The organism is Citricoccus sp. I39-566 (assembly GCF_031432995.1).
In the GTDB taxonomy this organism is placed as follows: Bacteria; Actinomycetota; Actinomycetes; order Actinomycetales; family Micrococcaceae; genus Citricoccus; species Citricoccus nitrophenolicus_A.
Genome location: NZ_CP133842.1, coordinates 977,008 through 998,178 on the forward strand (window position 1 = coordinate 977,008; position 21,171 = coordinate 998,178).

Below are 21,171 nucleotides of genomic sequence, written 5' to 3' on the forward strand. Positions count from 1 at the left end.
GCCGGGCTGGCTTGGGACGCAGCGCGACCGGGCCCTGTGGTCCCGGTCACGCCGCGTTGAACCGAGCCTAATATAACTATGCCCATAGGTATAGACCCCTTCGGCGCAGAGTGACCCCACCCCCACCGACGTGACGTGGTCCCGTCACGTTGTGCCTGGTCAGGAACCGGAGCCTCGCGCGGCGTTGGGGGCCATCCAGCGCATCCGGAACGAGACCAGGCGGAAGGCGAACACGGCCAGCATCACCAGGGCGGCGGTGAGCCAGTTGAAGAGATCCAACGTCCACAGCAGCGAGCTGAGCCCGGCGCCGAACAGGGCGGGCACGGCGTAGAGGCCGTGGCGGTTGAAGATCTCCGGGACCTCGTTGGCCACCACGTCCCGCAGCAGGCCGCCGACCACACCGGTCGCCACGCCCAGCAGGATGGCCATGATCGGCTCGATCCCCGCCGCCAGCGCGGTACGCGTGCCGGTGACGCAGAACAGGGCGAGGCCGGCGGCGTCGAAGACGAGCAGTGTGCGGCGCAACCGGCCCTGGGTGACGAGCCGGAAGTACACGAGGGCCGCGGCCAGCGCCGGCGGGATGAGGTACAGCGGATTGGCGAAGGCATGGGGGACGTCCTCGTTGATGATGAGGTCCCGCACCACGCCGCCGCCGAGCCCGGCCAGGAACGCCAGGAACACGGAGCCGATGAGGTCGAACTGCCGGCGGGCGGCCAGCAGCGAGCCCGAGACGGCGAAGAAGAAGACGCCGAGCAGGTCCAGGACCAGCAGCAGCGTGTCCAGGTACGCCGGTGCCTCGGGGGCCTCAAGCATGGCGGTGTCTCCCGTCCTGTGCCGGTCGCCGGTGTGGGTGCCGATCCGCTGGGCACAAAGTGACGGAGGGGCGTCACTCCGGTGGGGGTGGCGTCACTTTGTGCCCGAGGAAGTCAGTGCAGGTGGGCCAGCTCCTCGGCCAGCCCGATGTAGGAGGCAGGGGTGAGCGCCAGCAGGCGCGCCTCGGCGTCGGCCTCCAGGCCCAAGCCCTGCACGAACTCGCGCATCCGCTCCCCGTCCACGCGGTGGCCGCGGGTGAGCTCCTTGAGGCGCTCGTAGGGGTTGTCCATGCCTGTCACGCCCGCGATGGCCTGGGCGCGCATCACGGTCTGCACGGCCTCGCCGAGCACCTCCCAGTTGTGGTCCAGGTCCTCAGCGAGCACGGTCTCGGCGACCTTGAGCTGCGCCATGCCCTTGGTGACGTTGGACAGCGCGAGCACCGAGTGGCCCAGGGCGTTGCCGATGTTGCGCTGCGAGGTGGAGTCGGTGAGGTCGCGCTGCCAGCGGGACTCCACGAGGGTGGCGCCGAGGGAGTCTAGCAGGGCGTTGGACAGCTCGAGGTTGGACTCGGCGTTCTCGAAGCGGATCGGGTTGACCTTGTGCGGCATGGTGGACGAGCCCGTGGCGCCGGCCACCGGGATCTGCGCGAAGTAGCCGATCGAGATGTAGCTCCACACATCCACGCAGAAGCCGTGCAGTATGCGGTTGAAGCGGGCCACGTCCGCATACAGCTCCGCCTGCCAGTCGTGCGACTCGATCTGTGTGGTCAGCGGGTTCCAGGTCAGCCCGAGGTGCTCCACGAAGGTGCGGGCCACATCCGGCCAGCTCGCGCCGGGCACGGCGGCCAGGTGTGCGGCGTAGGTGCCGGTGGCACCGTTGATCTTGCCGAGGTACTCCTGCTGCTCCACGCGGCGGATCTGGCGCTCGAGGCGGTGCACGAACACCGCCATCTCCTTGCCCAGCGTCGTGGGGGTGGCCGGTTGGCCGTGGGTGCGGGAGAGCATGGGGGTGGCGGCGGCGGCGGTAGCCATGTCCCGCAAGGTCCCGACGGCGGCCCGCGCGGCCGGGAGCCAGACCTCGCCGATCGCGTCCCGCACCCCCACGGCGTAGGACAGGTTGTTGATGTCCTCACTCGTGCAGGCGAAGTGCACGAGCGGGGTCAGGTGCTCCAGCCCGAGCGCGGTCAGCCGGCGGCCGATGTAGTACTCCACGGCCTTGACGTCGTGGACCGTCTCCTTCTCGATGGCGCCGAGCTCGGCCACGCCCTCGGTGCCGAAGTCGGTGACAATGGCGCGGAGTCCCTGCTCCTGGTCCGCAGTCAGCGGGCGCAGTCCGGGCAGCACCTCGTGGTGCGCCAGGTGGATGAACCACTCGACCTCCACGTGCAGGCGGTTGCGGTTCAGCGCCGCCTCGGAGAGGTGCTCGGTCAGCGGCGCCACCGCCGAGCGGTACCGGCCGTCCAGAGGACCCAGGGGAATGCCGGCGTCGGCCAGGGACTGGCGGGCCGGCGTCGTGCCCTGGGTGGTGGGGAAGGCCGGGGAGGCGGCGGGCGAGGCGGACGGCTGCGGCAAGGAGGACTCAGGCATGCCGCCCATTCTTCCACCCCCGCACCGGTCGCCGGGTTCTGTTCCACGGCAGCACATCGAGTGGGGGAAGCCGCAGCGTGCAGCCGCCGGACACCCTGCCGAATCCCGCACCGGGCGGCCGGGTCGGGGCGGCGAGGTGAGAACGGGCGGGCTCAGCCCTCGAAGTACAGTCCCGCGTGGAGCGTGCAGCCGGGGTTGAACGGCGCGGCGCAGTGAGGGCAGGCGTCCACGGCGCGGTAGGTGCTGATCGGCAACTCGCGCCGGCAGACCCCGCAGAGGATCGCCTCGGTGCCCTGCTCGGCCAGCGGCCACGGCCGGGCCGCGTGGCCCGCGCCCTCGGCGTGGCAGAGGTGGCAGGGGTAGTACTCGCCGCAGCACCAGAAGCGGATCGCGATGACGTCCAGCTCCGTGCGGTAGTGGACGCAGCGGGTCTGGTCGTCGACGGGGCTGCCGAGGATGCGGGGCACGGTCATGGTCCTACCGCTTGCGGTACAGCGCCTTGCGCTGGAACCTCGGTTCGGAGGTGACCAGGGCGCCGAGGGAACGGAAGATGCCCTCGTCCACGGTGCCCAGGATGGTGGTGGTGTGCACGTCGCAGCCGTTCAGGTTCTGCAGCTCGCCCAGCGCCCGCCGGGCGTTCTCGTCCGAGGCGGCGGAGACCGAGAGCGCGATCAGCACCTCGTCCGTGTGCAGCCGCGGGTTCTTCGAGCCCAGGTGCTCGGTCTTCAGGGTCTGGATCGGCTCGATCGAGGCGGGGGAGAGCAGGTGGACCTCGTCGTCGAGGCCGGCCAGCTCCTTCAGCGCGTTGAGCAGCATCGCGGCCGAGCAGCCCAGCAGGTCCGAGGTCTTGCCGGTGACGATGGTCCCGTCCGCCAGCTCGATCGCGGAGCCCGGCTCCCCGGTGCGTTCCTCCACGGCCAGGGCGGGGGCGACGACGGCCCGGTCGCCCGGGGTGCAGCCGGCCCGGGACATGACCATCGCCACGCGCTCGGAGACATCCGCCTCGGCGTCGTTGATCCGCTCGTCCACCAGGGCCTTGTAGTACCGGCGCACGATCTCCTGGCGCGCGGCCTCGCGGCACACCCCGTCATCCACGATGCAGCTGCCGGCCAGGTTCACGCCCATGTCCGTGGGGGAGGCGTAGGGGGAGGAGCCGGTGAGCTGCTCGAGCAGGGCCTTGAGCAGCGGGAAGACCTCCACGTCCCGGTTGTAGCTGGTGACCTGCTCGCCGTAGGCGGCCAGGTGGAACGGGTCGATCAGGTTGATGTCATCCAGGTCCGCGGTGGCCGCCTCGTAGGCGAGGTTCACGGGGTGGTCGAGGGGCAGGTTCCAGATCGGGAACGTCTCGAACTTGGCGTAGCCGGACGCGATCCCGCGGGCGTGCTCGTGGTACACCTGCGAGAGGCACGTGGCGAGCTTCCCCGACCCCGGCCCCGGCGCCGTCACCACCACCACGTCCCGGGTGGTCTCGGCGAAGTCGTTCAGCCCGAAGCCCTCCTCCGAGACGATCCTGCGGGTGTCCTGCGGGTAGCCGGGGATCACGCGGTGACGGGCCACGGTGAGCCCCAGCCGCTCGAGCCGCTCGGCGAAGGACAGGGCCACCTGATTGGAGTCCTCCAGCTGGGTCAGCACCACGTGCTGCACCAGGAAGCCGCGCTCGCGGAACACGTCCACGAGGCGCAGCACGTCCTCCTCGTAGGGGATGCCCAGGTCGGCCCGCACCTTCTGGCGCTCCAGGTCCTTGGCGTTGAGGCAGACCAGGATCTCCAGCTCGTCCTTGATCCGCTCGAGCATGGCGATCTTGTTGTCCGGCAGGAATCCCGGCATCACGCGGGAGGCGTGGTGGTCGTCGAAGAGCTTGCCGCCCATCTCCAGGTACAGCTTGCCGCCGATCTGCCGGCGGCGCTCCTCGATGTGGCGGGACTGCAGGTCCACGTAGCGGTCCCGGTCGAATCCCACGGGGCGGACGGGAGCGGGGCTGGCAGGCGAGACGGTCACCGGGACCACGCTAGCACCGGCCGGTACCGGGGTGGCGGTCAAGCCGGGGCTACCCCACCGTGGGCCGGTCGATGGCGAGCACCTCGCCGAGGGTGCCCCACTCGTTCCGGCCCAGGCGGGTCAGCGGGTCCAGCTTCCGCGCCAGCGGCAGGGTGCGGCCGCGCGCATCCGTCTCCAGCGTGTCCGTGTCCACCGCCACGTGGACCACCCGCCCGAGCACCATGAAGTTCCCGCCCACCGGGATGATGCTCTCCAGCACGCACTCCATCACGGCCGGGGAGTCGGCCACCCGGGGAGGCACGACGGCGGCCGAGGGCTCGGGCGCGATCCCGGCGGCCTCGAACTCGCTCACCTCCACGGCATAGGGCGCCGAGGTCTGGTTGGCCGCCTCGAACTGTGGCCGGGAGACCAGGGAGACCGTGAACTGGCCGGTGGCCTCGACGTTCGCCAGGGTGTCCTTGCGCGTGGTCGAGGAGAACATCACGATCGGCGGGGCCTCGGAGACCATCGTGAAGAAGGAGTGCGGCGCCAGGTTGGCGGTGCCGCCGGCATCCACCGTCCCCACCCAGGCGATCGGCCGCGGGATGAGGATCGACTTCACGAGCAGGGTGGCCTCCCGGTCGCCGAGGGCGGAGGGATCGAATTCGGTGCGGCGGCTGTCTGGGGTGCTCATGGGGACAGTCTTCCAGCCGCGCGGAGGGTTCCTCCACAGCAGACCGAATGCTCTGGGCCTATCCCCAATAGCCCCTGACGCCGGCCCGCGGCGGCGAACTCCTCCCTAGCGTGGTGGCTGACGGAACAGGGCGGCACGGGAGGACGGCGATGACGGTACCGATCAGTGGGTTGCCGGTGTGTTCGGCGGCCGAGGCGGCCCTGGACCTGATGGTGGGGGATGAGCAACTGCTCCGCGTGCTGGAGGCGGCCGTGGTGCAGCTGCACCAGGTGGTCGAGGAGCTCCGGCTGGTCGGCTCGGGCACCCGGGGGGTGGCCGAGTCGGTGCATTCCCTGTCCGCCATGGACTGGCGCTCGCCGGCGGGGGAGGCCTTCGCGGAGCGGAGCCAACGCCTGCGGGTGCGGGCGGCGGAGCTGGCCGAGGTGGCCGAGGAGTCCACCGCCCTGGCCCGGGTGTCGATCGGCGAGCTGCAACAGCAGATCGCCCGGCTTCGGGAGACACTTCAGGCGGCCCAGGCCGCGGTGGCCACAGCGGCCACCCTGGGGGTGTGCTGAGATGACCGGAACCGTCCCCGCACCCGCAGGGATCGGTCGGCCTGGGCTGCTGGACGGCACGGACGTCCCGGGCCGGGGTGCCGACCCGAGCGGAACCGCCACCGGCGTCGCGGTCGCGGGTGAGCCGCCGTCGTACTCCGTCCGGGGTGGGCCCGGATCCATCCATGCCAACCTGGACGAGCTGGAGCGAGGCAGCCTGCTGCTGGCCGGGGCCACGGACGAGGCCGCAGCCCTGTCGCTCCGCGCCGCGGGCTGGGGATCCCTGATGGCCGTGGCGGCGGTCCACACCAGCACGGGCCGGGCCCTCACCGGGCGGACGGCCGAGCTGTCCGGCGGGCTGCTGGCCATCAGCGCCGAGGCGGGTGTGCTCGCCGTGGCGGTACGGACGGCGGCCCACACCTACCGGGAGGCGGAGGCGGCGGCCCAGCGGAAGATGGCCGAGCTGTACGGCGGCGCCGCCGTCGTCGGTGCTCTGGGTCTCGGCCTGAGCGGCCGGCCGCTGCCCGTCCCCCTCACGGAGCTGGCCCTCCAGGCCACTCCGGAGGTCCTGGCCGGGCTCCTCGGGTTGATGGCCCCGGGCCTCGGACGCGGGTATCTGATCGCCTCGGAGGTGACCGGACGGGCGGCCCGGGACGACGGCGCCACCGGCGCACTGTCCGGACCGGAACTGCTGTACCCCCTGGCCACGGCGCTGGGGAGGGCCACCGGACTGGTGCAGATCGGGCCGGTGCGCCTCAAGGAGAAGCCGCCGCCGGCCGAGGATTGGGGACAGACGTGGACGCCCGAGGGCGAGGGGAGCATCTCCACCGTCATGTCCCACCTGGACCTGGCCCGCGAGGCCGCCCCCGGTTCCGTCCAGATCACGAGGATCACCCCGGAGGGCCCGGGGGCGCCCGAGACGGTGTGGCTCGTTTCTTTTCCGGGGACCCAGACCGGGGACTACAAGGACGGCAGCGGCTGGTCGACCAACCCCTGGGACATGGGCGGGAACGCCGAGGCGATGGCCCTGGACTCCCAGCACGTCTCCGCCGCCGTGGACGAGGCCCTCCGCGCGTCGGGCGCCGGTCAGGACGATGCCCTGGTGCTGAGCGGATACAGCCAGGGCGGCCTCCACGCGGCCCGGATCGCCGCGGATGAGCGGATCGCCGCGAACTATGACGTGCAGGGCCTGTTCACGATCGGCTCGCCGACCGGGGAGATCAGGGTCCCGGTCGGCGTCGAGGCTGCGCACCTGGAGCACAGCGAGGACTTCCCCGCCGCCGCGGACGGACGGGCCAATCCGCAGGCCGCGAACCGTGCCACCATCACCGTGAGCGGCTACGACGAGTCGCTGTTCCCCGAGGAGAAGGACCTGTTCTCCGGCCACGCCTTCGAGAACTACGCGTTCCACGCGGCCCTGCTGGACCGGGACCCGGACGTGGCCCGGCAAGCCCCGGCGCTCGAGCACATCGCGGCGCTGACGGCCGGCGGCGGGGTGACGAGGTCCGTGCAGTTCGAGCGGGTCCGCCCCGGCAACCCCCGCCATCCGCTCGATGAGCGGCCGGACCGGCGGCCCACAGGGATCCGGCCCGGGCTGATGCACAGTGTCCGGAACGGGTGAGCTTCCCACGGCACCGGCTCCGCCGGGATCAGTCCCGCGAGGAGGAGCGGTTCAGTCCGAAGACGCCGTTGGCGATCATGGAGACCACTGAGACGATGATGGCCGCGAAGACCGCGGTCCACCAGAAGGCGTCCACGGTCAGCTGCATCGGCAGGTAGGAGGTCAGCCACACGGTCAGCATGAGCATGCCGGCGTTGATGATCACCGTGAACAGGCCCAGCGTCAGGCAGGTCAGCGGGAGGGCGAGCAGCGAGATGATCGGCTTGACCACCGCGTTGACGGCGCCGAACACGAGCCCGATGACCAGATAGGCGATCACGGCGTTCAACGTGGGGTCGCCCGTGTCCGCCACCGTGCCGGAGGGGATGACGTCCATGCCGGGCAGGATGAGGGCGGCCACCCAGAGGGCCAGCCCGTTGACGATGACGCGGAGCAGGAATTTGACCATGCGCCCATGGTCCCACGGCCACCCCTTGCTCCGGGTGCCGGTCCTCGCGGGGATAGGCTGGAGGCCATGAACGAACCGCAGCCCATCCGCCCGCGCCCGGTCCTCAGCGAACTCCCGGCCTATGCGGCGGGCAAACCGGCCGCAGCGGTGGACGGGCTCGTCTCCTACAAGCTCTCCTCCAACGAGAACCCCTACGGCCCCGTCCCCGCCGTGCGCGCCGTCCTGGCGGAGTTCACCGACTTCTGCCGCTATCCCGATCCCCTCTCCACCGCCCTGCGGGAGCGGCTGGGGCAGCACCTGGACGTCTCGCCGCAGGACATCGTCACCGGGGCCGGCTCCCTCGGCGCGTTGACCCAGATCATCACCACCTTCGCCGGGGCCGGCCCGGACGGCACCCAGGACGAGGTCATCTACGCGTGGCGATCCTTCGAGGCCTACCCGATCGTCGTGCGGGCGGCCGGGGCCCGGGACGTCCAGGTGCCCCTCACGGCAGACTTCCGCCATGACCTCGACGCCATGGCCGCGGCCATCACCGAGCGCACCCGGGTGATCATCCTCTGCACGCCCAACAACCCCACCGGTCCGGCCCTGACCGGGGCGGAGGTGGAAGCGTTCCTGGCGAAGGTCCCGCAGGACGTGGTGGTGGTCCTCGACGAGGCCTACACGGAGTTCATCACCCAGCCGGACGCCGTCGACGCCCTGTCGGTGTACCGCCGGCATGACAACGTGGTGGTGCTGCGCACCTTCTCCAAGGCCCACGGCCTGGCGAACCTGCGCGTGGGCTATTCCGTCTCCCACCCGCACATCACCCAGTACCTGCGCGTGCTGGCCACCCCCTTCGCCGTGTCCTCCGTGGCGGAGCGCGCCGCGATCGCCTCCCTGGACCACTTGGACGAGGTCGATGAGCGGGTCGGCAGGATCGTGGCCGAGCGCGAACGGGTCATGGCCGGGCTCGCCGAGCTGGGCTGGGACGTGCCCGACTCCCAGGGCAACCTCGTCTGGCTGCCCCTCGGGGAGCGCGCGCCCGAGTTCGTGGAGGCCGCAGCCCGGCAGGCGCTCGCCGTGCGGGGCTTCGGCACCGAGGGGGTACGCGTCACCATCGGCGAGGAGGAGGCCAACACCCGCTTCCTGCAGCTCTGCGCCGATTTCACCTCGACCTCCTAGCCCCACCCGCGTTGTGTCTGGAGGGATTCACCTGCTGGGGCCCCAGAAGCGTGAATCCCTCCAGACACAACATCGGGGTGGGTGGTGCCCGCCCGGTGTGGACCGCGGGGCAAAGTACCGGCGAGTAAGGGCCGTCGCGACTAGTCTTGATCCGGACCGTCGCCCGATGCGCCGGGAGAGAAGGAGTTCCACGTGAGCGAACCGCAGCAGCCGAGCCAGGCGACCACGCTGCCGGCCGGAGCCGTCCAACTGCTGGACGCCGAAGGCACCCTGCACGAGGACGCACGGTTCACGCCCTACCTGGCGGACCTCGACCACACCGCCCTGCAGCGGATGTACCGGCTGATGGCCACCGAGCGCCGCGTGGACGCCGAGGGCACCGCCCTCCAGCGCCAGGGGCAGCTCGCCCTGTGGGTCCCCGCCATCGGCCAGGAGGGCGCCCAGGCCGGGGCCCTGTCCGCCCTGCGCGATGCCGACTGGATCTTCCCGACCTACCGCGAGCACCTCTTCGCCCTGGGCCGCGGCGTCACCCCGCGCCAGCTGTTCGAGCTGTTCCGCGGTGTCTCCCACGCCGGCTGGACGGCCGAGGAGCACCGCCTCCAGCCCTACACGCTCGTGCTCGCCGCCCAGACCCTGCACGCCACCGGCTACGCCTGGGGCATCCAGCGGGACCAGGCCGGCTGGGACGCCGACCGCCTGCAGCGTGAGGGCCAGGTCGCACTGGCATGCTTCGGGGACGGGGCCTCCTCGGAGGGGGACGTCCACGAGTCCATGGTGTTCGCCGCCAGCTACGACCTGCCCGTGGTGTTCTTCTGCCAGAACAACCAGTGGGCCATCTCCGTGCCCGCCACCACCCAGACCCGCGTCCCCCTGGCCCAGCGCGCCGCCGGCTACGGCTTCGAGGGCGTCACCGTGGACGGCAACGACCCGCTGGCCATGTACGCCGTGACCGCCTGGGCCGCCGAGCAGGCCCGCACCGGCGCCGGGCCGGTCCTGATCGAGGCCCACACCTTCCGGGTGGGGGCGCACACCACCGCCGATGACCCCACGAAGTACCGGACCCGGGACGAGGAGGCGGCCTGGGCCGGCGTCGACCCCCTGGAGCGCCTGGAGGCGTACCTGCGCGCCACCGACGCGGCCGGGGAGGAGCCGGACGCGTTCTTCGCCGAGGTCGCCGCCGAAGGCGAGGAGCTGGCCGCCGCGGCCCGCGAGGCCGTGCTGTCCATGACCGGGGACGCGATCGCCCCGCTGGACGAGGTCTTCGACACCGTCTACGCCGAGCCGCACCCCCTGGTGGCCGAGGAGAAGGCCTGGCACCTGGCGTGGCAGGCAGGCTTCGCCGACGGTCCCGACGACGGCCCCGCCGGTACCGCAGACCCCGCCGGACCCAACGGTTCGGCAGGGCGGGGAGGGGCAGCATGAGCACCGAGACCCTGACCATCGCCAAGGCCGTCAACCGGGCCCTCGCGGATGAGCTCGCCGCCGACCCGAAGACGCTGCTCATGGGCGAGGACATCGGCTCCCTGGGCGGCGTGTACCGCGTGACCGAGGGCCTGAAGGCCGCCTACGGCGCGGACCGGGTGGTGGACTCCCCGCTGGCCGAGTCCGGGATCATCGGCACCTCGATCGGCCTGGCCCTGCGCGGCTACCGCCCCGTGGCGGAGATCCAGTTCGACGGCTTCGTCTTCCCCGGCTTCAACCAGATCACCACGCAGCTGGCCAAGCTCCGCGCCCGCACCCGCGGCACCGCCACCGTCCCGGTGACCATCCGCATCCCCTACGGCGGGGGCATCGGCTCGATCGAGCACCACTCCGAGTCGCCCGAGGCCCTCTTCGCGCACACGCCGGGGCTGCGGATCATCACGCCGTCCAACGCCCAGGACGCGTACTGGATGACGCGCCAGGGCATCCAGTCGGCGGACCCCGTCATCATCTTCGAGCCCAAGCGCCGGTACTGGCTCAAGGGCGAGGTGGACACGGGCGAGGGCGGCCACGGCGGTCTCGGCGCCTTCCAGGCCCAGGTGGTCCGCGCCGGCACGGATGCCACGGTGGTGGCCTACGGGCCGCTCGTGCCCGTGGCCCTGGCCGCCGCCAACGCCGCCGCCGAGGACGGCCGCTCGCTCGAGGTCGTGGACCTGCGCTCGCTCTCCCCGATCGACTTCGACACCCTGCAGGCCTCGCTGGAGAAGACCGGACGCATGGTGGTCGCCCACGAGGCGCCGACCTTCGGGGGCCTCGGCGGGGAGATCGCCGCCCGGCTCACCGAGCGGTCCTTCCTGCACCTGGAGGCCCCGATCATCCGCGTGGGCGGGTTCCATCTGCCCTACCCGCCGTCCCGGGTGGAGGAGCAGTACCTGCCGGACCTGGACCGCATCCTCGACGCCGTGGACCGCACCCTCGCGTACTGACCCCGCCCCGAACCCGCACCGAACGCCTACTGACTGCCGGGAGGCACCCCATGGAGATCTTCACCCTGCCGGACGTCGGCGAGGGCCTGACCGAGGCCGAAATCACCGAGTGGAAGGTGGCGGTCGGGGACACGGTCGCCGTCAACGACGTCCTCTGCGAGATCGAGACCGCCAAGTCCCTCGTCGAGCTGCCCAGCCCCTACGCCGGCACCGTCACCGAGCTGATGGCCCCCGCGGGGGAGACCATCGAGGTGGGCGCCCCCATCATCGGCATCACCACGGCCGCCTCGCCGTCCGCTTCCGGTCCCGCTGACACCCAGGGCACGACGCCGGCCGGCAGCCCCGCGGACGCCTCGCCGCCCGCTCCGGAGACCGGGACCACGAGGCCTTCCGAGGCCGAGGCAGAGGTCGACGCCGCGGTCGATGCCGCGACCGGCGCCACGTCAGCGGCGGGGATCGGCGAGGAGGCGCCCGTGCCACGTGACGGCGGGGACCCCGCCGGCGGCTCCTCCTCCGGTTCAGGATCCGACTCTGGCTCCGGCGCCGCGCTGACCGGCTCCGGCCCGAAGGCCGACGCGGCCACGCGCCGGCCCCGCAAGACCTCTGCCGGCGCGGCTGGCCCCGCCGGGCCGGGTTCCTCCACGCCCCCGGTACCGTCCGGGCAGACTGCGGTCGCCCCCTCGTGGAGCCCGCGGCTGCGCGAGGAGCCCGCCGCCCGGCCTGCCCCCGCCCCGAGCGGAACTCCCGCCCCGCCGGCCAGCCAGCCCACCGCCCCGGCGACGCGCGGGCTGAAGCTGCCGGCCGCCGTCGGGCAATGGGTGGCGGCCGGACGCGAACGCCAGACGGACGTGGCGGGACTGTTCGAGCGCGTGCTGGCCAAGCCGCCGGTGCGGCGGATCGCCAAGGAGCTCGGCGTGGACCTGACCAAGGTGCGCGCCACGGGCCAGTTCGGCGAGGTGACGCGCACGGACGTGGAGAACTACCTGGCCGAGCGTGAGACGAACATCGACACCTCGGGCTCGTTCTGGATGCCGGACACCGGTGACAACGCGGCGCGGACCGAGCGGATCCGGGTCAAGGGCGTGCGCAAGGCGACGGCCGCGGCGGTCTCAGAGTCCTACCGGGACGCCCCGCACGTCTCGATCTTCGTGGACGTGGACGCCAGCCGGACCATGGAGTTCGTCAAGCGGCTGAAGTCCTCGCGCGAGTTCGAGGGCGTCAAGGTCACGCCCCTGCTGATCCTGGCCAAGGCCGTCATCTGGGCCGCGGCCCGGAACCCGCACGTCAACGCCTCGTGGACGGACGACGAGATCCTCGTCAAGCACTACATGAACCTCGGGATCGCCGCCGCCACCCCGCGCGGGCTGCTGGTGCCCAACGTCAAGAACGCCAACGAGCTCTCCCTGCGGGACCTGGCCGAGGCCCTCGGCACCCTGGCCCGGCGGGCCCGGGACGGCAAGACGCAGCCGACCGAGATGGCCGACGGCACGATCTCCATCACGAACATCGGCGCCCTGGGCATCGACACGGGCACGCCGATCATCAACCGCGGCGAGGTGGCCATCGTGGCCTTCGGGACCATCCGGCAGAAGCCCTGGGTGGTCTCCGGCGAGGTCATCCCGCGGTGGATCACCACCCTGGGCGGTTCCTTCGACCACCGCGTGGTGGACGGGGACCTCTCGGCCCGCTTCATGGCGGACGTCGCCGCGATCATGGAGGAGCCGGCGCTCCTGCTCGAATAACGCCCTGACGTTTCCAGTCGACTCGGGGTGGGAGTTTTGCTCAAACACCCACCCCAAGTCGACTCAGAACGGTCTTCAGAGCTCGGCGAACATGTCCGGGACGGACAGCTCCCCGGTGACGGTGCCGTACTTCCGGGCGCTGGCGGCCAGTTCCTCCTGCGCCTCCAGGTTGAACTCGGCCCGGAATCGCGGCAGCTTGATCTGCTCCAGCACTTCCGGGGGCGTCTGGGTGTAGGTGCCGGTGATCCGCCGGACCTCGTCGGGGTTTTCCTGGGCGTACTCCAGGCCTCGCACCAGGGCCTCGCGGAAGGAGCGCACCAGGTCCGGATCGGTCTCCAGGGTCTCCTCGCTAGCGAAGTAGCCGCCGGTGTCCAGCTCGGGGTTGGCCTCGGCATACGGCCAGGAGACGGCCACCATGCCGGCCTCCAGGGCGGGGGTGACGAACGGCTCCACCACCACGCCGGCGTCGAGCTGCCCGTTCTCCAATGCCGCCTGGACGTCGGGGAAGGCCATCTCCATGAACTCCAGGGCGGCCCCGTCGCCCCCGGCCTTGTCCAGGGCCTGGCGGCAGGCCGTGTCTCCGATGTTGGCCAGCTGGTTGGAGGACAACATCTTCCCCTCCAGGTCCCGGATGGTGGTGAAGCCGGAGTCCGGGGCGGCGATCAGTGCGACGTTGTCCTCACCGGGCTCGCCCGTGGTGGTGGAGCCGGAGCAGAAGAACTTCAGCCCGATGCCCTGGGAACGGGCCACCATCATGGACACCACGTTGCCGAAGGCGAAGTCGAACTGACCCGAGGAGACTCCCGGGAAGGAGATGGCCCCACCCGAGGTGTTCTCGATGATCACGTCCAATCCGGCCTCCTCGAAGAAGCCCTGCTCCTTCGCCAGGTGCAGGGGTGCGACGTCGACGATCGGGATGGCACCGACCGTCACCGGCCGCAGGCCTCCGGTGCCGTCGGCCGAGCCCTCCGCCGCGGTGGCAGTGCCGGAACCCCCACCACCTGCTGGGTCACCTTGTCCGCAGGCGGCGGCGGTCCCGGCCACCAGGGCCGCTGTTCCGACGGCAAGCAACCGCCGCCGGGTCAGTCGGGTGTTTCGCGCTTCCACGGTCACTCGCCCTCCGCGAAGCTGTGCGCGAGCACCCAGGACGGGAAGTCGGCGATCTTCGCGTCGATGAGGATCGGCCGGTCCCGCGGGCCGTCGAGCCACTCCTGCACGGCACCCAGGTCGGAGTCCTGCCGCACGGTCGCCGATGCGCAGCCGAAGCCGGCGGCGATGGCCGCGATGTCCGTCGGCGGGAACTGCACCGTGTCGAGGCGGTCGGTCTCGTGCACGAAGTGGTGCACCTCGGCCCCATAGGCGGCGTCGTTGTAGACCACCACCATCAGCGGCATCTTCAGCCGCACAGCGGTCTCCAGCTCCACGAGGGACATCAGCAGCCCGCCGTCGCCCACGCCGGCGATCGCGATCCGGTCTGGGGAGGCCAGCTGGGAGCCCATGGCGCTGGACAGCGCCAGGCCGATCGACTGGAACGCCAGCGGCACGCAGTAGCCGGTGTTGTCCGGCACCCGGAAGTGCATGGCCGGATAGGCGTTGAAGTTGCCGCCGTCCGGGACCACCACGCGCTCCATCGGCACCATCTCGTCCAGCCGGTTGGTCAGCAGCCGCGGGTCGATCCGCCCGCTGTCCGGATCTCCGGCGACCACGGGGTCGGAGACGTCCTCGAAGGGCTGGTCCCGCCAGTGCAGCGACGCGGCCACCCGCGCGCGGGTCTGATCGGTCCGGTATCCGGTGCGCTTGCCCTCGGCGCCCAGCCGTGCGGCCAGGGCGACGTCGACCGCGGCGGCGGTCAGGCCGGCGTCGCCCAAGACCTCCAGGTCCACCGGGTAGTGGAGGCCGAACGCGCGCGGGGTGTCATCCACCTGGATGACGGTCTTGCCGCGCAGGTGGGTGCCGTCCCGGGTGGTCCACCGGTTCAGGGCGGCGCCGAAGACCAGCAGCAGGTCCGCCTCGCGCACCAGCTCGGCCGCACCGTCCGTGGAGAAGCCGCCCATCACGTCCAGGTGCCACGGGTCCTCGTGGAACAGCCCGCGGCCCACCGCCGAGGTGGTCAGCAGGGCCCCGGCCCGTTCGGCCAGGGCACGGATGGGCCCGACGCCGGCCGCGGCACCCCGGCCGCCCACGATCACCGGGCGATCGGCCCCGGCCAACAGGGCGGCGATGCGCTCGGCCGCCTCCGGGGAGGCGCCGGCCGGGGTGGGCGGCACGGGCGGGGCCATCTGGTCCAGGAGCGCGCGCTGCCCCTCCGGGATGGTGCCCTCCTGGACGTCCAGCGGCATGGACAGCACCACGGTCCGCCGGTCGTTGACGGCCCGGGTCACGGCGCGGACGGTGTCCGCCACGGCGGAGGCGGGGGAGTGCAGCCGTTCGGCCACCGCGCCCATGCCCTCCACGACCTTGTCCTGGTCGATGTAGAAGTTGGAACCGTACTGACCGCCCGGGGTGTCCCCGGAGATGACCAGCACGGGGGTGCGGGACTTGGCGGCCTCGCCGATTCCCGTCAGGGCGTTGGACAGCCCGCAGCCCTGGTGGACGGTGACCACGGAGAGCCGGCCGGTGGAGCGCGAGTAGGCGTCCGCCATGCAGGCGGCGCCCATCTCGTGCCGGGCCGCGGTGAAGGGGATCCCCTCCGGGCGCTCGGCGTCCGGGGCGATCAGCGCATTGGTGGCCCGGAAGTTGCCGGAGCCCACCACGCCGAACACGTGGGCGGCGCCCATCCGGGCGATGATCCGGCCCACGGCCTCGCTGACCTTCATCGGTGCGGCGACGGTCTCGGCGCTCATGGGGTCCCCTCCGGCAGCAGGGCATCCAGGTCCGGGGCGTCGTCGATCACGCCGTACTTCACGGCGGCGTCGCCCAGGGCCGTCATGGCCTCCCGGGAGAAGTCGGCCTTGAACCGCGGCAGGTTGATGCGCTCGAGGACCTCGGCGTCGATCTCGGTGTACTCGCCGATCACCTCGCGGACCACCTCCGGGTTCTCCTGGCTGAACTCCATGGACCTGCGCATGGCGCGGGTGAAGGCCTCCACGTCCTCCGGACGCTGCTCCATGGTCTCCTCGGAGGTGAAGTAGCCGCCGATGTCCAGGTCCGGGTGTGCCTCGGCGTAGGGCCAGGACACGGCCTTGAGGCCCGCATCCAGGGACTGGGTCAGGTAGGGCTCCAGGACCAGGGCGGCCTCGACCTGGCCGTTCTGCACGGCGGCGGCGGCGTCGCCGAAGGCCAGCTCGATGAAGTCCATGTCCGCGCCGTCACCGCCGCCGTTGTCCACGGCCATGCGGATGGCGGTGTCGCCGATGTTCAGCAGGTTGTTGGAGGAGGCGGTGTGGCCCTGCAGGCTGGCGGAGTCCTCCAGCTCCGAGTCCTCCAGGGCGACGACGGCCGCGAAGTCCGCGCCCTCCTCGCCCGTGGTGGTGGTGCCGTTGGCGACGTACTGCAGCGGCAGGCCCTGGTCCCGGGCCACCATGAGGGAGACGGTGTTGCCGAAGGCGAAGTCGTAGTCGCCGGCCACCACACCGGGCACGGCGATGGCGCCGCCGGAGGTGTTCACGACCTCGACGTCCAGGCCCTCCTCCTCGAAGAAGCCCTCCTTCACGCCCACGTGGATCGGGGCGACGTCGCCGATCGGGATGGCCCCGACGGTGATGGGGGTCAGCTCACCTGAGGCCGCCTCGGATCCGGCCCCGGCCGACGCGGTGTCCTCCTCGCCGCCCGAGGGGGAACCGGAGCCGCAGGCGGTGAGACCGAGGGCGAGGAGTGGGGCGAGCGCGAGGACTCGGCCGCCGGCGGCGAGGCGGCCGGGCCTCCGCCGGCGGGGAAGCGGGGCGGGTGAGGGTGTCAGCGGTGGAGTGATCATGCTGGCACCCTATGAGGTACATCACAGCCGGTCCAATGATCGTTGCAACCCTCACTCATCAGCGGTGTCTATAGGTCGCGCAGCAGGTCCACCACCCACGGGACGAACCAGGACGTGGCGGAGGTCGGCGCCCGCGGGGCGGCGTAGGCGTGGACGGTGACGTCCGTGTCCTCGAACGGCAGCGGCCACTCCTGGACGCCCCAGGTGCGGGCCCATTCGGGCAGCAGGATCTGCGGGACGAAGGCCAGCAGGTCCGTGCCGGCCACGAGGGAGGGGATGGCAGAGAAGGTGGAGACCGCCACGGAGCCCTCGGCGGGCGGCGGCATCCGGGACTCCACCAGGGTGTGCCCCGTGGAGCCGCGGATCACCACCCGGGCGGCGCCGGAGAGCTCCTCGGCGGTCGGTGGCCGGGGACCCAGCCGCCCGCTCCGGGCCATGCAGATGTAGCGGTCGCGCCGCAGGGGCAGGGCGCGGACCTCGCCGGCTGGCGGGGCGGAGGCGATGGCCAGGTCCAGGGCGCCGGACACCAGGTCCTCCGCCGCGGTGCTGGTGTCCAGCGGGACCACGTCCAGGCTGCACCGGGGGGCCGCGGCCGCCAGGGCCGGGACGAGATGCGGCAGGAAGACCAGCTGGCCGAGGTCGGTGAGGGCGATCCGGAAGGTCGTGGCGGCCCGGGTCGGGGTGAAGTCGGCCAGGCCCGCCACGGCGGCGTCGGCTGCGGCCGGCAGGGTGGCCACCTCGGCATAGAGCTGCTCCGCCGCGCGGGTGGGCCGGACGCCGCGGCCCGAGCGGGCGAAGAGCTCGTCCCCCGTGGCCCGGCGCAGGCGGTTGACCGCGTGGGTGATGGACGGCTGGGTGAGTTTGAGGCGCTCGGCCGCTGCCGTCAGCGTGCCCTCCTCCATCACGGCCACGAACACCCGGATGAGGTTCAGGTCGAGCATCGGCGTCCCCTCTGTGAGTCTCCGGTGAGTCTGCTTGTGAGTCTGCGTGGCTCGCCTCGGCCATCGACGGTGTGCATGGGAACCATGAATCAGTTGACGGTCATAATCGTTGAGGTATTGAACTAAGACCGTTCACTGTCTAGGCTGGCCACAGCCTGTGGGACGGGTCACAATATTGTTGACGAAAATGTCAGCATAGCCGTCCCCCACACGACCACCCCCTGTCGCGAGCGGAGCACCACGATCGATGACTGACTCAGTACCGTCCACCGGCGCGCCGGGCCCCCGTGGCCCGGGCGGGTCCGGAGACCCCCACCGCGAGACGGAGATCGAGCGCCTGCACCGGCTCGAGGCCTCCAGCGGATCCGACCGCCGCCGCGGAGACCTCCGGCGGCACACCGACGCGGCCACCGTGGCCGGCCTGGACATCGGGACCCGCCCGGATCCTGCTGCGCCGCCGACCTCGGTGGCGCAGACCGGCGTGACCGGCCGGCCGACGTCGACCGGTCCGTCCCGGGCGACGCGCAAGCCGCGCCGGAACTGGGGCACCAAGTCCCTGGGCCTGGTGGGCCTGCTGGGTTTCCTGGTGATCTGGGAGATCCTGCCGCGCACCGGGATCGTGAACCCGACGTTCCTGCCCCCGGCGACCGCTGCCATCGCGGACCTGTTCCGCAACTTCGGCCTGACCGCCTTCTGGCAGGCGGTCGGGGACACCATGTGGCAGTGGCTGCTGGGCATGCTGATCGCGTGCATCGCGGCGTCCGTGCTGGGGTTCGTCATCGGCTCGTCCACCTTCCTGCGCCGGTTCACCAACTCCACGATCGAGTTCATGCGCCCGGTGCCGTCCGTGGCGTTGATCCCGCTGGCCGTGCTGCTGTTCGGCGTGGAGATCGAGTCGGCCCTGCTGCTGATCGTCTACGCCTCCTTCTGGCAGGTGCTGATCCAGGTCCTCTACGGGGTGGCGGACGTGGACAACGTGGCCATGAACACCGCCCGGTCCTACGGGCTCGGCCCGGTGGCGCGGCTGCGCTACGTCATCTTCCCCACGGCGCTGCCGTACCTGATGACGGGGGTGCGCCTGGCCTCGGCCGTGGCGCTGATCCTGGCGATCACCGCCCAGCTGATCATCGGCAACCCGGGCCTGGGCGCTGAGATCGCCAAGGCCCAGTCCGGCGGCTCCTACGTGGCGATGTACGCCCTCATCCTGGCGACCGGCCTGCTCGGCGTCATCATCAACCTGGTCATGCGCATGATCGAGCGCCGGGTGCTGTCCTGGCACTCCTCGGTCCGAACGGAGGTCGCCAAGTGAGCGCCGAAGCCCCCCTCGCCTCGCCCGCGAACGTGCCCGGCTCCACAGCCGCGCCCACAGGATCGGCGCCCGGGCCGGCGTCGTCCCCCGCGAAGCGGAAGTCCACCGGTTCCAAGCGCGCCCTCGGTGCGGCCAGGGGCCTGTTCTTCATCGCGGCCCTGCCCGTGATCCTCGTGCTGATCTGGTATTTCTCCACCGCGTTTGGGGAAGCGAAGTTCTTCGCGCCCACCCCGGCGCTGCTCTGGGAGACGTTCTTCGAGACCTGGACCGGGGACCGGATCACCACGGACGTCATCCCCTCGCTGACCCGGTTGCTGATCGGCATCGCCGGATCGATCCTGATCGGCATCGTCGGCGGCCTGCTCATCGGTTCGGTCCGGTGGCTGCGGGCGCTGACCGAGCCCACCCTGGAGTTCTTCCGGGCCATCCCGCCGACCGTGCTGATCCCCGTGCTGATGCTGCTGATCGGCATCGGCGACGACATGAAGATCGCGGTGATCATCTCCGGGGCGGTCTGGCCGATCCTGCTGAACACCATCGAGGGCGTGCGGTCCATGGACGAGGTCCTCTCGGACACCACGCACACCTACGGGATCAAGGGCTTCAACCGGGTCCGCTACCTGATCCTGCCCTCGGCCATGCCGCAGATCATGGCCGGCATCCGCCAGTCCCTGTCCATCGCGCTGATCCTGATGGTCATCTCCGAGATGTTCGCCGCCTCCTCCGGGCTGGGCTTCACGATCGTGCAGTTCCAGCGCTCCTTCGCGATCCCGGAGATGTGGTCCGGCATCGTGCTGCTGGGCATCATCGGCGTGATCATGTCCTTCATCTTCCAGCTCATCGAGCGCAACGTGCTGCGCTGGTACCACGGCCTGAGGGAGATCGAGAATGCAGCCTGACCCGTCCACCCCCTCTGACCGCGATACCCCCATCGAGAAGGAAGCCACCATGACTTCTGAGCACACGACCACCGAAGGCACCGTCGTCTCCCAGGGTGGGGTGGCCGACACCCCGGACGGGCGGATCACGGTGGGCAAGACCCTCCCGGACGGCGAGGCCATGCTGGCCGTGCGGAACATGAAGAAGGTGTACCACACGGACGGCGGGGACATCGAGGCCGTCCGTAACCTCACCTTCGACCTGCCCCAGGGCCAGCTGGCCTGCCTGGTCGGGCCCTCCGGTTCGGGCAAGACCACCCTGCTCAAGTGCATCGCCGGGCTGCTGGAGCCGACCTCCGGCGAGGTCACCCTGCACGGCAAGAAGGTCACCGGCCCACCGAAGTCCATGGCCGTGGTCTTCCAGGAGTACGGCCGGTCCTTGTTCCCCTGGATGCGGGTGCGGGACAACGTGGAGCTGCCCCTGAAGAACGCCGGGATGGACAAGGCCCAGCGGGACGAGCTCGTGGACAACGCCCTGGAAGCCGTGGGCCTGGCCCACGTGCCCAAGTCCTACCCCTGGCAGCTCTCCGGCGGCATGCAGCAGCGTGTGGCCATCGCCCGCGCCGTGGCCTACCAGCCGCAGGTGCTGCTCATGGACGAGCCCTTCGCCGCCGTGGACGCCCAGACCCGTGCCGACCTCGAGGACCTGGTCCGCAGCGTGTGGAAGAAGCTCGGCGTCTCCGTCCTGTTCGTCACCCACGACATCGACGAGTCGGTGTACCTCGGCGAGCGCGTGATCATCCTGTCCTCCTCGCCCACCGTGATCCAGGAGGACCTGCTGATCGACCTGCCCGCCGAGCGCGACCAGCTCGAGACCCGCTCCTCCAAGCGCTTCGCCGAGCTGCGCCACCACGTCTACGAGCAGATCCAGCTCGCCAAGAAGGGCTTCCGCCCCGAGGACGCAGTCGCTGGCGCGCAGGGTTCCAATCGCCGCGGGGCCGCGCCGGGTGCTGGTGACGGGGGCATGGCCCAGGCGGACTCTGGGGCCGCCGGAATCGGAGGCTGATCCCCGCGATCTCTTCGTTTTGCGGGCAATCCCCACCGGTGGGGATTGCCCGCAAAACTCGTTAACGGCGGATGCATT

19 protein-coding genes are annotated in these 21,171 nt (G+C 71.3%); 9 read left to right on the forward strand and 10 right to left on the reverse strand.

Going from position 1 to position 21,171, the window contains the following annotated elements; all coding sequences use genetic code 11:
• Positions 1–159: 159 nt before the first annotated feature.
• The 5 genes from RE421_RS04610 to RE421_RS04630 form a co-directional block, all read right to left on the reverse strand.
• On the reverse strand, positions 160–813 hold the full coding sequence (locus RE421_RS04610) for a trimeric intracellular cation channel family protein (protein WP_309815063.1): 654 nt from the start codon (positions 811–813) through the stop codon (positions 160–162).
• Positions 814–926: 113 nt separating this feature from the next.
• A complete protein-coding gene (purB, locus tag RE421_RS04615; protein WP_309815067.1) occupies positions 927–2,399 on the reverse strand; it encodes an adenylosuccinate lyase in 1,473 nt (490 codons plus the stop codon).
• Positions 2,400–2,551: 152 nt separating this feature from the next.
• On the reverse strand, positions 2,552–2,872 hold the full coding sequence (locus tag RE421_RS04620) for a CHY zinc finger protein (RefSeq protein WP_309815069.1): 321 nt from the start codon (positions 2,870–2,872) through the stop codon (positions 2,552–2,554).
• Between the two features lie 4 nt (positions 2,873–2,876).
• Positions 2,877–4,397, reverse strand: coding sequence for a DUF1846 domain-containing protein (locus tag RE421_RS04625; protein WP_309815072.1), 1,521 nt, complete (start codon positions 4,395–4,397; stop codon positions 2,877–2,879).
• Positions 4,398–4,446: 49 nt separating this feature from the next.
• A complete protein-coding gene (locus RE421_RS04630) occupies positions 4,447–5,070 on the reverse strand; it encodes a flavin reductase family protein (RefSeq protein WP_309815075.1) in 624 nt (207 codons plus the stop codon).
• A gap of 149 nt (positions 5,071–5,219) precedes the next feature.
• On the opposite strand from RE421_RS04630, the gene RE421_RS04635 reads away from it, so the two are divergent.
• Together RE421_RS04635 and RE421_RS04640 are read left to right on the forward strand one after the other, a co-directional pair.
• Positions 5,220–5,624, forward strand: coding sequence for a hypothetical protein (locus RE421_RS04635; protein WP_309815081.1), 405 nt, complete (start codon positions 5,220–5,222; stop codon positions 5,622–5,624).
• 1 nt (position 5,625) lies between these two features.
• Complete coding sequence (locus tag RE421_RS04640; protein ID WP_309815085.1) at positions 5,626–7,224, forward strand: hypothetical protein; 1,599 nt, start codon at positions 5,626–5,628, stop codon at positions 7,222–7,224.
• A 28-nt stretch (positions 7,225–7,252) separates the two neighbouring features.
• Here RE421_RS04640 and RE421_RS04645 read toward each other — a convergent pair whose 3' ends face one another.
• A complete protein-coding gene (locus RE421_RS04645) occupies positions 7,253–7,672 on the reverse strand; it encodes a phage holin family protein (protein ID WP_309815088.1) in 420 nt (139 codons plus the stop codon).
• A gap of 66 nt (positions 7,673–7,738) precedes the next feature.
• Between RE421_RS04645 and hisC the strand changes: the two genes are divergently transcribed.
• From hisC to RE421_RS04665, 4 genes are all read left to right on the forward strand, one after another.
• The gene (gene hisC, locus RE421_RS04650; RefSeq protein ID WP_309815090.1) at positions 7,739–8,836 is read left to right on the forward strand and encodes a histidinol-phosphate transaminase; all 1,098 of its coding nucleotides are present in this window, start codon (positions 7,739–7,741) and stop codon (positions 8,834–8,836) included.
• Between the two features lie 192 nt (positions 8,837–9,028).
• Entirely contained in the window at positions 9,029–10,258 is a 1,230-nt protein-coding gene (locus RE421_RS04655; protein ID WP_309815093.1) for a thiamine pyrophosphate-dependent enzyme, read from the forward strand.
• Positions 10,255–11,244, forward strand: coding sequence for a transketolase C-terminal domain-containing protein (locus RE421_RS04660; RefSeq protein WP_309815096.1), 990 nt, complete (start codon positions 10,255–10,257; stop codon positions 11,242–11,244). The genes RE421_RS04655 and RE421_RS04660 overlap by 4 nt, the downstream gene beginning before the upstream one ends.
• A 50-nt stretch (positions 11,245–11,294) precedes the next feature.
• Complete coding sequence (locus tag RE421_RS04665; protein WP_309815099.1) at positions 11,295–12,986, forward strand: 2-oxo acid dehydrogenase subunit E2; 1,692 nt, start codon at positions 11,295–11,297, stop codon at positions 12,984–12,986.
• A 75-nt stretch (positions 12,987–13,061) separates the two neighbouring features.
• Here RE421_RS04665 and RE421_RS04670 read toward each other — a convergent pair whose 3' ends face one another.
• The 4 genes from RE421_RS04670 to RE421_RS04685 all read right to left on the reverse strand — a co-directional run bounded on the left by RE421_RS04670 (position 13,062) and on the right by RE421_RS04685 (position 17,840).
• A complete protein-coding gene (locus RE421_RS04670) occupies positions 13,062–14,093 on the reverse strand; it encodes an ABC transporter substrate-binding protein (protein ID WP_309815102.1) in 1,032 nt (343 codons plus the stop codon).
• A 2-nt stretch (positions 14,094–14,095) separates the two neighbouring features.
• Positions 14,096–15,829 (reverse strand): thiamine pyrophosphate-binding protein, encoded by a 1,734-nt coding sequence (locus RE421_RS04675; RefSeq protein WP_309815105.1) that lies wholly within the window; start codon positions 15,827–15,829, stop codon positions 14,096–14,098.
• Positions 15,826–16,899, reverse strand: coding sequence for an ABC transporter substrate-binding protein (locus RE421_RS04680; protein ID WP_309815108.1), 1,074 nt, complete (start codon positions 16,897–16,899; stop codon positions 15,826–15,828). The genes RE421_RS04675 and RE421_RS04680 overlap by 4 nt, the downstream gene beginning before the upstream one ends.
• A 68-nt stretch (positions 16,900–16,967) precedes the next feature.
• Entirely contained in the window at positions 16,968–17,840 is an 873-nt protein-coding gene (locus RE421_RS04685; RefSeq protein ID WP_309815110.1) for a LysR family transcriptional regulator, read from the reverse strand.
• A gap of 247 nt (positions 17,841–18,087) precedes the next feature.
• Between RE421_RS04685 and RE421_RS04690 the strand changes: the two genes are divergently transcribed.
• From RE421_RS04690 to RE421_RS04700, 3 genes are all read left to right on the forward strand, one after another.
• Positions 18,088–19,149, forward strand: a complete 1,062-nt coding sequence (locus RE421_RS04690; protein WP_309815113.1) for an ABC transporter permease — start codon at positions 18,088–18,090, stop codon at positions 19,147–19,149.
• 140 nt (positions 19,150–19,289) lie between these two features.
• Positions 19,290–20,048, forward strand: a complete 759-nt coding sequence (locus RE421_RS04695) for an ABC transporter permease (protein WP_309817088.1) — start codon at positions 19,290–19,292, stop codon at positions 20,046–20,048.
• A gap of 160 nt (positions 20,049–20,208) precedes the next feature.
• Complete coding sequence (locus RE421_RS04700) at positions 20,209–21,093, forward strand: ABC transporter ATP-binding protein (RefSeq protein WP_309817091.1); 885 nt, start codon at positions 20,209–20,211, stop codon at positions 21,091–21,093.
• The last annotated feature ends 78 nt before the right edge of the window (positions 21,094–21,171 follow it).